The organism is Leptotrichia sp. oral taxon 417 (assembly GCF_013394865.1).
GTDB classification, from domain to species: Bacteria; Fusobacteriota; Fusobacteriia; order Fusobacteriales; family Leptotrichiaceae; genus Leptotrichia; species Leptotrichia wadei_A.
This window is the reverse complement of the sequence record NZ_JABXYV010000001.1, coordinates 793,372-806,457: the sequence shown is the minus strand read 5'-3', so window position 1 is coordinate 806,457 and position 13,086 is coordinate 793,372. Positions and strand designations below refer to the sequence as shown.

Genomic DNA, 13,086 nt, shown 5'->3' with positions numbered 1-13,086 from the left:
AAGGTTTTACCCTCTAATATTCAATTTCAAATGTTATGGGTATATTATACTCTAAAACTTTTAAAATTACAAGTTTCAATCGGGATTTTCTAAGCCATTCTAACTCTTACGCCATATTTAAAATATTTATTCCAGTAAGTATTCTCCAATGTTGAAATTACAACTCCTTTAGATGAAGATGCGTTAATAAAAAGAGAATCCCCCAAATAAACTGCCGTATGGTTGTTTGTATCTTCCGGCTTAAAAAATACAATATCTCCTGGTTTTAAATTTTCCCTAGGAATATGAGCCCCCACTTTAATTTGCTGTACTGTCTGTCTTGGCAGCTCGTATCCATATACTTCCCGATAAACTCTACGTGTCAGTGCTGAACAGTCCATTCCGCTTGGTGAATCTCCTCCAAGTTCATATTTTGTACCTTTCCAATGACTATATGACTTTAATAGGTCATTTTGCAATTTTACAGTCTTTTTCTGGCTAACTGTGCCATGCTTTAATATTTCCTGCTGCTTTCTCTTTAGTTCAGATAATTTTTGCAGCACTAACTGGGAATTTGGCATTGAACGATCGACCAGACTATTTTCATCAAATAATTTTGTAATCTTAATATTATCTATATCTTCATTTAACTGATTCTTTTCAGATGCTCTTGAAATTTCAGATTCATCATTACTGCTGCTATGATGACTATGATTTTTCTCTATTCTATTGGCATGCGAATCCTTTATATCCTCCTGCCTATTATCTCTTTCTTTTGCTATTTCAACAACAATATCATCATCTTTATCATTCCCGTCACTATTAGATAAAAGATCATTGTTATTTTTCCCGGCTTTAGAGCTATTTTCACTATTTGTCTGCAATCCTGTACATCCTACTGTCAGCAGCATGCAAGCCATTGTCAAAGTTGATTTTTTTGCCATTTTACTTTTTTCTCCCTTCATTTTAAAATATTAATTTTTAATTTAATTTTTTATCATTTAACAAAGAATTTTTATTTCTTTGCCTACTCCTTTATTGAAAATAAAATACTTCTGAATCTTATTTTTACAATTTCCCCTTTAAAAATAAATAATTTAATTATAAAATTAAATTGTTCTTATTACAAATCTGAAGATAATATTAAATTTACAGGTCCATCATTTTCAGAGACAATTCTCATATATTGCCCAAATTCCCCTGTTTCAAATCTAATATTCGTATCCTTCAATTTTTGTAAAAAAAGGTTATAGATCTCTTGAGCTTCGTTAGCTTTTGCAGATTCTGTGTAGCTTGGTCTTCTTCCTTTTTTGGTATTTCCATAAATTGTAAAATTGCTTACAATTAGCAATTCTCCTTTTATATCTTTTACTGACAAATTTAATTTCCCATTTTCATCATCAAAAATTCTAAGATTAATTAATTTGTCAATACAAAAGTCAATATCCTTCTCACAATCTCCATTGGCAACTCCAACATAAGCAACTATCCCCTTTTGAATTTCTCCTTTGAATTCATTATTTACAAATATTTTTGCAAAATTCACTCTTTGAATTATTATTTTCATTTTTTCCCTTATTCTCTAATTTTAATAATATCTTTTTTCTACTTCAATAGTAGTATCAAATCCATGTCCTGGATAAACTTTAATATCTTGATCCAAAGCAAACAATTTTTTCAACGATTTCCCCATTTGAATCGGATCGCTCGTTGGTAAATCCACTCTTCCATAAGTCCCAGCAAACAATGTATCTCCAGAAAATAATACTTTATTTTTTTTATCATAATAGCAAATATCCCCTCTGCTATGTCCTGGAGTTTCAATTATTTCAAAGTAAACTTCCACATCATCAGCATTTCCAGAAATTTTCCCATTTTCACCAATTTTATCATTTTCCTTTAAAGTTATAATTTGGACATCTTCCTTATTTAGTTCAAAATCCCCTTCTCTCCAAGCAAAAAGCGACAATTCAGGATTAAATAAAAATTCATACCCGCCTTCACTCACATAAACAGGTACTTTTTTATATTCTAACATAGATGGTATTCCCAAAATATGATCCCAATGCCCATGCGTCAAAAGAACTCCTAGTAAATTCAACTCATTTTTCTCAATATAATCAACAACTTCTGTCATTTTCTCTTGTCCAGGATCCATAACATAGCAGTTTTTCCCGTAAGAAATAACGTAACAGTTACTTTGAACTGCATTGTCGTTCAAAAATCTTTTTAATTCCATTTTTCCTCCTTTTATTTATATAACTATTTATTATTTTTATTTTGATACATGCACATCCATTTGTGGATATGGTATTTCAATTCCTGCCTTATCAAATTCAGTTTTTATTTTTTCATTTAACTTCATCTTTAAATTCAAATAATTTTCTGAACGTGTGTAAACATAAACATAAAATATTATTGCAGACTCTGCCAGCTGACCAACTCCTATAATAGACGGCTTTGAAGCCAGAATCATTTTTTCATCATCATTGATAACTTTTGAAATACTTGATGTATCTTCTGTATTTTTATCATTTTCATAAATTTCTTCTTCGGATTTTTTGGTTGCCTCATCTTCCGCTTCCTTCATTTTTTTTCTAGAAAAAATTGTTGCAAATAAATTAATTTTACTTTTTTCACGTTTTTCTAAAATTTTTATAAGCAAATTATTTTTAATCTGTGTTTCCTCGACTTCATTCATTGTTTCCTCTTTAACAATTCTCTCTAAAACACTTTTTACCTTCTGAATATTGCTATTATATGAAACTCCAACTTCCAAATCAAGTCTACGTTCTCCATTTTGCTTAATATTTCTTATTTCAGTATTAGTAACTATTCCATTTGGAATTATTACAACCTCATTTTGCGGATTTAACATTTTTGTATAAAATAATTCTATTTTCTTTACAGTCCCAATATAATTATTATATTCTATCGTATCTCCAACGCTAAACGGCTTAAACGTAAGAATTATAAGCCCTCCGCAAAAATTTCCCAAAGTTTCCTTAAAGGCGATCCCTAAAACGATCCCAGCCGCTCCTAAAAATGTCGTAATCGAAGTTGTATTAATCCCAAGGATTCCTACTGAAGAATAAATTAGGATGAAATAATATAAAATCGAATAAATTGAAAGCAAAAATGAAGCCACGCTTTTATCGACATTTGATTTATCAAGTATAATTTTCAATATTTTTTCAATTCTATTCTTAAATATTTTCCCAATTTTTACGATTAAATAAATTATGAATAATTTAAAAAGATTAGTTTTTAAAAATCTAATTATAGTATCCAGCTCTAAAAATTTTTCCAATCCCTTCACTATTTATTTTCCTCCTTTCAATTAAAATTTTTTGTTTAATTTTTATTAAATACAATATTTTTTATTTTTAAACTTTATGATTATTTATTTAAACAGAAAGTTATATAAATAACTATGCAAAAAAAGTGATAAGTATATATTTCGCCTATCACCACTTTGCACCAATTTTATCTTTTTGAAAAATAACCTAAAAACTCAAATTTTCTTATGCTTTCAGGCAAATATTCAGAAGCTTCCACTTCTTTTCTCTCTCCATCTGGCATTGTTCTATAAATGGCAGTTTTTGATAATTTTTCAATTATTTCTTTTTCTGTCTTTGGTTCTGATAAAATATCTGCAACTATTACATCAACATCATTTAAGTCATTAATAATTTCATTTCTCGAATTTGCTATTCCTACTACTCCAGCACCTTCTCCAATAATCAAAGTTCTTATGTAATTTCTGAATTTTTCAGGAATATAAACTTTGTTTTCTTCATAAGGAACTATCTCATTTTCAGAACAGTAAAATTTAATTTTGCCATTAATCATGCTGTTTAAAATAAATTTTCTCAAATTAGAAAGCACTTCATTTTTCTTTTCCTCATTTTTATCTTTAGCAATATTTTTTTCCCAATATGTTATGGCATCCTTAACAACAAAACTTTTATTCGGTGTTTCTGCCAGATGAAGCATAATTTCCTTAACATTATCTTCATTCAATGTTTTCAGTTCTTCCTTCGTATATCTCAATGATAATAGGAATGAATCCAATACTTCATTAGGAAAGCTTTCGCTAAAATTAAGTTTTTTAGCTTGACTATTTTTACAAACTAGTGATCTTCTAAATTTAGTGTCAAGTATATAATCAAGACATTGTTCCTTTATTACATGATCTCCTTGCGACAACTGCTGCAACTTATCCACAGTATCCTTATTATAAGTGCTAATAATGGATAATCTCAAGGCAACATCCGATATATATTCTAAATTTCCCTTTTTTATTAAGTCTACAAATTCATTTAAATATAAAGGACTATTAATATCTTCACAATATTCGTGAGCCACATAATAATCTTGCATACCTACAACTTCTTCTATCTGCTTAATAAAATCTCCCTTTTTCTTAGAAATATCCTCATATATTTTCATTTGTTCCGCAACAATTGAAATAAAAGCTTTTCCACGCTGATTTTTATCCCCTAATGAAATTTCTGGGAAATATTTATTTGCATAAATCATCATTTCACGTATTTTATCAGGTTCCTTCCATCCTGGATAAGTATTATATGAAATGTAGGCAATTCCTTCCTCAGTCAAATTTTCATTGCAAATTTTAATAATTTTATCCTGCACTTCTTTTGGAACCCAAGAAAATACACCATGAACAATAATATAATCAAATTTTCCAAAATCTTCATTTATATCCAAAATATTTTTTTCGATTAATTTTACATTTTTTAAACCTATTTTTTTAATAACTTCATTTCCTTTTTTAACTTGTTCAGCCGTCAAATCAATTCCAACAAATTCAGCTTCAGGATTATAAAGTGCCTGCGTAATAATATTCCCTCCAAATGATGATCCTAATTCCAGCACTTTAGCCTTTCTTGAATCTTTCGGAGTCAGTCCATATAATCTTCCATGTGCCTCCAGTAATGCTGGTATAGTATAATTAAATGGATTTGACTTGTAAAGCAGTTCACTATATGTATTTTTATTTTCCATAACCTTTTATAAAAATTTGGATTTATTTTTCCAAATTTTCTAATCTTCTCACTCCTTTCAATACTTTAATCTTATGCTATTTAATTTTTTCAATTTCTATATATTTAATATTCATATTATGTTTACTCAAAAACATTTGTTCAAATTCAGTTTTAATATTTTCACTTGCCTTTTCTGAATTATGTAAATCATTTGTATGGTAAATAATTTCATAATTATCAAGTTTCTTTACCAATTCCAAAACATCTTCATAATATTGATCATGATCTGTTTTAAAAAATAATTTTCCATTTGTTCTTAAAATAATATCTAATTTAGAAAACAGGCTATTGCTTATGACTCTTTTTTTCTCCTCGCCTTCCCAAGGATCAGGAAAATTAATATACACTCCTGAAATTTCATCTTTTCCCAAAAAATCCAGTATTGTTTCCGCTCTTTTTCTTACAAACAAAATATTATTTAGGTTTCTTTTTTTAGATTTTTTTGCTCCCAAGACAAGTCTTTTAAATCGCAATTCCAATGCGATATAATTTCTATCTTTAAATTTCTCTGCATTTTGAACTGTAAAATTTCCGCTTCCACAACCTATTTCCAAATAAATGTCATTTTTATTTCCAAAAAATTCATTCCATTTTCCACGATATTCATCAACACTTTCATTATTATACATCAAATGCTCAGGAAATTCAAGCATTTCATACATATATTTATTATAATTTTTTTTAGGCTTTTCAAAGAAATATTTCCAAATTTCCTTTTCATTTATAATTCTGCTTTTTTCCGCATTTGCTACTTTAAATTCATCATTAACTTTCTTTATTTTAGCCCTTCTTTCCTGCTCGGCTTCAGTAATTTCAATTTTCTGCCCATTTTTCCCAATAATTTCAATCTTATCCTTATTTTTATCTTCCATTTTTTATTTGCTTTCCTTTTCTTTTTTTAATTATTTTTAAAAATTTTAATATAAAATTTCATCCAGTATTTTATTTATTTCATTATTTTTCTCAAAAAACTCCCTCGTATCAACATTTTCAAATTTTTTCAAATACTCGACAATCTCATCTTCATTTTCCACAATTTCAATAAATCCAAGTTCTTTAGCATCCTTCACAATTTCTTCAATATTTTGAAAATACTTCCCAATAATTGGCTTTTTCCCATAATAAAGCGGCTCTAAAATCGAATGTCCGCCAATATCTACAAGTGTTCCGCCAACAAATGCAAAATCCGCCAGCTGATAAAAATCAGTTAAAATTCCCATTTTATCAACTATAACTATTTTTTTATATTTCCCAGTTTCACTATTTTTTTTATTCTTTTCAATTTTGGTAAACAAAGAATAGTCATTTCTCGAAAATTTTTCCAAAATCATTTTTTCAATCTCATAAACCCGTTTCAAATGCCGTGGCACAATAATCAGCTGATATTCATTATTTATATTTATTTTTTCAAAAACATCCAGCCAAATTTTTTCCTCATCTGGACGTGTACTTCCACATACAATTATTTTTTTATTTCTATCTACAACTGTATCATAGTATTCTTTTTTTTGATCTTCTGAAATTTTATTATATTTAATTGAATATTTCAAATTTTTATAGACCTTTATTTTATCCCTTTTAATTCCAAGTTTTTCATATCTTTCCCTGTCAGAAACACTTTGCACCATTATTTTTTTTGCACGATTTACAGTTTTTTTGACGATCCAGCCAAATTTTAGATATGACTTTAATTTTTTTTCAGTAAGTCTCCCATTGACAATAAATAATTCTCCATTTTTAGCGGCAAAATAATATAAATTCGGCCAAATTTCGGTTTCTATAATCAATGTTTTTTTTATTTTATATTTTTTATAAATTTTACGAATTGCAAGAAAATCATCAAGTGGAAAATAAAATATTTTTACATTCCTATTTTCAGAATATTCTTTACTAACTGCCTCAAATCCAGTATTTGTCATAACAGAAAGAATAACCTTCTCTTTTTTTCCAGTCTTTTTCCCCTCTAGTATTTCTGAAATAAGTTCCTTTGTCAAATTAAATTCTCCAACTGATGAAAAGTGAATAAAAATTGCCTCCTCATCACTATTTAAAAAATCATCATTCTCTATTTTCTGAAATAATCGTGATTTAAAAAATTTTAGTAATTTGCCATTAAATATTGCTAAAATCATTATTACAAAATACAGTAAATTTCTTAATAAATTATATAAAATCATATTCCACCTATCTTTTAACTTTTTTCTACTTATCTTTAAGCAAAAAGACTATCTCCCAATGATTTTCCATTTAGAAATAGCCTTTTATCAGTTTACCCGAAACTCTCACGACTGCAGTCATAAGTATTCTTGTGCTAATTTAAAGATTATTTTCCTTCAGCTACGTTATCAGCTAATTTTTTACCAACTTTAAATTTAACAACTTTTTTTGCAGGTATTTGAATTTCTTCTTTAGTTTGTGGATTAATTCCAGTTCTTGCCGCTCTTTCTTTCACTTCAAATGTTCCCCATCCAACAAATTGAACTGAATCTCCATTTAATAATACTTCTTCCACAGTATCTAAAAATTGGTTTACCAATTCTTCTGCTCTTTTTTTAGTTTCTCCTGTAGCTTTTGCATAAGCATCTACAAATTCTTTTTTTGACATATTAATCAAACCTCCGCTTTATTTTTTAATTATTAAATTACTAGATTATTATACACTATTTTCAGTATTTGTCTAGTATTTTTTCAAATTTTTTTGATTTTTTCCCTTTTTTATTATATTCTCTATATTTTATAATTCAAAAAAAATAAAATCTAAAATAATTATCAGGATTTTAAAGAAAAGTTATAAGTTTAAACTAATATAAAATTCTGTCAAAAAAATCAAAAGATCTCTAAGCTTCTAATAAAAAATCTCAATTCCTTAATAAAAATTTCGTAATAAATTCTCTAAAATAATATTATACTAAACCCCATTTAAAAATAGAAGTTATATTTTATACTATTTACTAACAGTAGAATTTATAGCCATCCCACTGTTTAAATGGAAATAGCATTAAATATTTGAATTTACCATTCTCAAAATCTCATTTTTCACTTCTTCAATACTTTTAGAAGTAGTATCAACTTCAACTGCATCCTTTGCCTTTTTTAATGGACTTTCCTTCCGTGTCGAGTCAATCTTGTCTCTTTTCAGAATATTCTCATAAATTTCCTCAATCTCAACATTTTCACCTTTTTCAATAAGTTCCCTATAACGTCTTTTAGCCCTTTCCTTTGCATCAGCAACCAAAAAAATTTTCAAATCCGCATTTGGAAAAACAACCGTTCCAATATCACGCCCATCCAAAATGACATTTTTAGATTCTGAAAATTTTCTCTGCAAATCTACCATTTTTTCACGAACTTCCCGAATTGCCGCAACATCTGATACATTCTCTGAAACAACAGGCTTTCTAATCTCTTCACTTACATCAGCATCATCAAGATAAAATCTATTCTCTCTAATATCAATATTAAGATCATCAAGCAGTTTTTTTATTTTATCCAATTCATTCAATCCATCATTCCCCAATATTCCCTCATTTAAAGCCTTTAACGTAACAAGCCTGTACATAGCTCCAGTATCAAGATAAACAAGCCCCATATCCTTTGCAACCAGCTTTGCAATAGTGCTTTTACCGCTTCCTGCTGGACCATCAATAGCGATTATCATATTTTCCTACTTTCTTATTTTATATACTATTTATTTGCTAAATATATTCAATTTTTTTATTTTATCAAGAAATCAAAATTTCTTATTTTACAATATTGTAATTTAAATCAATATAACTAAACAAATTTTTTCTGTTCTCTATATAATGAAAAATTTTTTACCAAACTTAAATATCAAAATTATTTTATTAATCTAAATAACACTTAGTTATTCCTTAAAATCAGTTAATTTTCATATTTAAAAACAAGCGACACCCAATTATTTTTCTCTTTCCTGTCAATCTGCTTCAAATTATAATTTTTAGCCTTTTTCAAAAATGCTTCTTCCTTTTCATTCAAAATTCCAGAAAAAATAACTGTTGCATCCTTTTCCAAAATCTTTTCTATATCCTCAAGCAGTTTTTCCAAAACATCCACCAGAATATTCGAGACAACCAAATCATATTTTTCATTTACATCATCCACAAGATTTCCAATTATTACTTGAAAATTCTCATTTATTCCATTTTTAGAGAAATTTTCCAGCACAACATCATTTACTTTCTCATCAATGTCAATTCCAACAACTTTTTCTACACCTAATTTCTTCCCAATCAACATCAAAATCCCGGAACCGCATCCAATATCAAGCAATTTTTTCTTATTTTGGGCATATTTTTCCAAAAATTCCACACAAAGCGAAGTCGTTTCATGTGTCCCAGTCCCAAAGGCAAGTCCAGGATCAATCTCGACTACAATTTCGTTATCAGATGGCTCATATTCATCCCAGCTGGGCTTTATCACAATATTATCAGTTATATTTACAGTATGGAAATACTTTTTCCATTCATCTTGCCAGTCTTCATCGTTACATTTGGCTGTAAAAATTTCATACATAAATTCATTTTCATTTTCCGTAAATTCTTTTAAATTATTAAAAATAATATTTAACTTTGTATTTGCAAATCTATTATCCACAACATATCCAATAATGCTCCAAACATCATTTTTACTAGAAAAATTTGCATTATAGTCAAGTTCATTTTCTGAAAAGTAATCAATTACTTCAACTTGATTAATTCCAATTTCATTAAACATATTTACTAATTTTGCTTTAGTTTCTTCTAAATTATCTGAAAAATAATCTACTCTTACTTTTATCCACTTCATTCTTAAATTTTCCCCTATTTTTTATATTTCATCATATCCCATGTTTACACGTTTTATAGAAACTGCTTTTCCTGTCTTTTCATTTACTTCCAGTTCAATTCCATTAATTCTTAAATTTTCTTCACATACAGAATATCTTGTCGGCATTCCATCTTTAAATCTTTGAATACTTTCCCTCCTATTCATTCCCAAGATACCGTCATGTCCTCCTGTCATTCCAATATCTGAAATATAAGCTGTTCCTCCAGGCAATATTCTTTCATCAGCCGTTTGAGTATGCGTATGAGTTCCATAAACTGCCGATACTCTTCCAGTTAAATTCCATCCCATAGCCTGCTTTTCTGAAGTAGCTTCTCCGTGAAAATCAAGTATAATAATATCTGTTTCTTCCTTTATTTTAGGCAAAACCTCCTCAACTGCCAAAAACGGGCAAGCAATTGGCGGCATGAACACTTTGCATTGTGCATTTATAACTGCCACTTTTACCCCATTTTTCTCTACAATTGTGTATCCGTTTCCAGGTGCTTCCTTTGTAAAATTAATAGGTCTAATCAAATTTTTCTGCTCATTAATATAAGAATAAATTTCTCTCTTATCCCAGCTATGATTTCCCAAAGTTATGACATTTACACCTCTTTCAAACATTTCCTTCGCAATTTTCACATTTATTCCAAATCCGCCAGCAGAATTTTCTCCATTTACAATAATAAAATCATAATTTTGCCGTCTTTTTTCCAAATATTTAAACAGCGTATTTCTGCCAGGTCTTCCAACAACATCCCCAATTATTAAAAATTTCATCTAAAATCATTCCTTTACATCTTCATTTTTTTGATTCCTTGCCAAATAACAAATTTACGTAACTATCAAGCAGTTTCAATATTTAAACTAATCTAAACCAAAAAAGATTTTTAAGATTAGTTTTAAAATAATTTTACTTTATAATATTTATTATACTACATATCCTTATTTTTTTATAGTTTTTCTTAATTTATTTTTCCATAAATTTTGCTCTCTATTAATTTAAACAACTTAATTTACGGCAATAAGCAATCTTATGAAAATAAATAAAAAATATTTGTTAAATAGTTATAACAAAAAAGAGCCTCCAAAATAAAATTATCTCTTTTTAGTTTACATAAAATTTAAACACACTCTAAAAAGATATTTTTAATGGATTAGCTCTATTTTTAATCTATATTTATTATTTCTTTATTGTTATTTTGCATATTCCACAGCTCTGGTTTCCCTAATAACTGTAACTTTTATTTGCCCTGGATACTGCATTTTTTCTTCAATTTCTTTAGCAACATCTCTAGCTAATATTGTAGCCTTGTCATCATCAATATTATCTGGATGAACAATTAACCTTAGTTCCCTTCCTGCTTGAATTGCATATGAACTTTCGATTCCTTCATGGCTGTTGGCAATTTCTTCCAGTTGTTCCAGACGTTTTAAGTAATTTGATAATGTTTCACGTCTTGCTCCTGGCCTTGAAGCCGAAATCGAATCTGCAGCCTGTACTATTACCGCTTCAATACTTAACTGCTCAACTTCATTATGATGTGCTTCCACCGCATTTATCACAATTTCATTTTCTTTAGAAAATTTTCTCAAAAATTCTCCACCATTTAAAGCATGTGAACCTTCCTGTTCATGTGAAAAAGCCTTCCCTATATCGTGCAATAATGCCGCTCTTTTGGCTATATCCACATTTGCTCCAATTTCTGCCGCTAATGTCGCCGCTATATGTGCAACTTCAATTGAATGCTGCAAAATATTTTGTCCAAAAGATGTTCTGAATTTTAAACGTCCAAATACTTTTAGGACTTCACGTGGCAATGTTGGAATTCCAACTTCAAGAATTGCCTGTTCTGCTGCATCCATTATGCTTTCATCCACTTCATGCTGTGCCTTTGCCACAACTTCTTCTATTTTTGTCGGATGAATACGTCCATCTGAGATTAATTTTTCAAGTGCAATTTTAGCCACTTCTCTTCTTACGCCATCAAACGAAGATAACACAACTGCCTCAGGAGTATCATCAATTATCAGGTCAACTCCAGTCGCCGCTTCAATAGCTCTTATATTTCTTCCTTCACGTCCAATAATTCTACCTTTCATTTCTTCACTTGGCAGCTGAATAACTGAAATTGTTGAATCCACAACATAGTCAGCAGAAGCTTTTCCAATTGCAGTAGAAATAATTCTCTTGGCAATTCTGTCCTTCTCCCTGTCTAAATTATACTCATAATCCCTAATTAACACAGCCTTATCGTGATCCAGCTCATTTTCCAGTTTAGTCAAAATGATTTTTCTGGCATCCTCCTGTGTCAATTCTGAAATTCTTTCCAGTTCCTTTTCCTCACTTGCAATCATTTCTTCCAGTTCTTTTTCTCTTCGGAATAATTTTTCACGATGTTTATCGCTTTTAGCTTCCTTCTCTTCCAAACGTTCCATTTTTGTTTCCAACGTTTCCTCTTTTTTGGCAATTCTTTCTTCCTTAATGGCAAGCTCTGATTTCATTTTTTTTATTTCATCGTCTGCTATTTTTTTCTCATTTAACAATTCTTCTTTGACTTTTAATGTTTCTTCTTTCCTAAACGATTCAATTTCTCTTTCAACTTCTTTTTTTGATGTCTCAAGTCTTCTTTTAGCATCAACGATTTTTAATTCCAGTTCATTCAAATCTCCATACTTCTTTTTAAAAATTGAACTTCCAAAAAAATAAGCTATAAAAAAAGTTAAAAAAGAAAAAATAACAATCAACAAAATTGCTATTGATATGCTCATTTTTCTCCCTTCCTATTTTTTTTCAGCTACATTTGAAATCTTCCACACATTGTCATCTGTCTTTTTCCAAGTTAATTTGTAATAATTGCTCGCTGTGGCAAAATTAATTACCATCACACTATTTGCCTTATTTTTTGATACGACATTCACATCGGAAAAAACAAATGTCAATCCTGAAAGATCGTATTCTTGTATTTTTTTTACAATAATATTATTTTTAAATGTAGGTAAAAAAACTTCTTTTAATTTATCATATTCATTTAAGCTGGCAGCATTTTTTAAATCTTCAGTAACTTTTCCTATCTCTGCACTGATTTCACTTACCTCAACTTGAGATATACTATTTACTGCAGGACTTAAAGTTGTACAGCTTGTTAGAATTAACAAAATAAATAGACATAAATATTTTTTCATATTTTCCTCCAAAAACTTCGTCATT

Annotated in this window: 13 protein-coding genes; all 13 read right to left on the bottom strand. The window is 28.9% G+C overall.

The genetic code is table 11. The features are described from left to right. Positions 1–89: 89 nt before the first annotated feature. The 13 genes from HW276_RS03850 to HW276_RS03790 all read right to left on the bottom strand — a co-directional run bounded on the left by HW276_RS03850 (position 90) and on the right by HW276_RS03790 (position 13,061). Entirely contained in the window at positions 90–923 is an 834-nt protein-coding gene (locus HW276_RS03850) for a C40 family peptidase (RefSeq protein WP_178937478.1), read from the bottom strand. A gap of 179 nt (positions 924–1,102) precedes the next feature. Further along, positions 1,103–1,546, bottom strand: a complete 444-nt coding sequence (gene dtd, locus HW276_RS03845) for a D-aminoacyl-tRNA deacylase (RefSeq protein WP_178937477.1) — start codon at positions 1,544–1,546, stop codon at positions 1,103–1,105. A gap of 21 nt (positions 1,547–1,567) precedes the next feature. Further along, a complete protein-coding gene (locus tag HW276_RS03840; protein WP_178937476.1) occupies positions 1,568–2,218 on the bottom strand; it encodes an MBL fold metallo-hydrolase in 651 nt (216 codons plus the stop codon). Positions 2,219–2,254: 36 nt separating this feature from the next. Continuing rightward, positions 2,255–3,298, bottom strand: coding sequence for a mechanosensitive ion channel domain-containing protein (locus HW276_RS03835; protein WP_178937475.1), 1,044 nt, complete (start codon positions 3,296–3,298; stop codon positions 2,255–2,257). Positions 3,299–3,465: 167 nt separating this feature from the next. Beyond that, positions 3,466–5,007 (bottom strand): methyltransferase regulatory domain-containing protein, encoded by a 1,542-nt coding sequence (locus HW276_RS03830; RefSeq protein WP_178937474.1) that lies wholly within the window; start codon positions 5,005–5,007, stop codon positions 3,466–3,468. Positions 5,008–5,083: 76 nt separating this feature from the next. Further along, a complete protein-coding gene (gene trmB / locus HW276_RS03825; protein ID WP_178937473.1) occupies positions 5,084–5,920 on the bottom strand; it encodes a tRNA (guanosine(46)-N7)-methyltransferase TrmB in 837 nt (278 codons plus the stop codon). Positions 5,921–5,965: 45 nt separating this feature from the next. Then, complete coding sequence (locus HW276_RS03820; RefSeq protein WP_178937472.1) at positions 5,966–7,225, bottom strand: 3-deoxy-D-manno-octulosonic acid transferase; 1,260 nt, start codon at positions 7,223–7,225, stop codon at positions 5,966–5,968. Between the two features lie 146 nt (positions 7,226–7,371). Then, a complete protein-coding gene (locus HW276_RS03815) occupies positions 7,372–7,653 on the bottom strand; it encodes an HU family DNA-binding protein (protein ID WP_147003247.1) in 282 nt (93 codons plus the stop codon). 393 nt (positions 7,654–8,046) lie between these two features. After that, positions 8,047–8,706, bottom strand: coding sequence for a (d)CMP kinase (gene cmk, locus HW276_RS03810; protein ID WP_178937471.1), 660 nt, complete (start codon positions 8,704–8,706; stop codon positions 8,047–8,049). A gap of 224 nt (positions 8,707–8,930) precedes the next feature. Then, positions 8,931–9,854: a 50S ribosomal protein L11 methyltransferase gene (prmA, locus tag HW276_RS03805; RefSeq protein WP_147003245.1), complete on the bottom strand. Its 924-nt coding sequence runs from the start codon at positions 9,852–9,854 to the stop codon at positions 8,931–8,933. A 21-nt stretch (positions 9,855–9,875) separates the two neighbouring features. Continuing rightward, positions 9,876–10,655, bottom strand: coding sequence for a TIGR00282 family metallophosphoesterase (locus HW276_RS03800; RefSeq protein WP_147003244.1), 780 nt, complete (start codon positions 10,653–10,655; stop codon positions 9,876–9,878). 417 nt (positions 10,656–11,072) lie between these two features. Next, positions 11,073–12,647 (bottom strand): ribonuclease Y, encoded by a 1,575-nt coding sequence (gene rny / locus HW276_RS03795; protein ID WP_178937470.1) that lies wholly within the window; start codon positions 12,645–12,647, stop codon positions 11,073–11,075. A gap of 12 nt (positions 12,648–12,659) precedes the next feature. Continuing rightward, positions 12,660–13,061, bottom strand: coding sequence for a hypothetical protein (locus tag HW276_RS03790; RefSeq protein WP_178937469.1), 402 nt, complete (start codon positions 13,059–13,061; stop codon positions 12,660–12,662). Between the last annotated feature and the right edge of the window lie 25 nt (positions 13,062–13,086).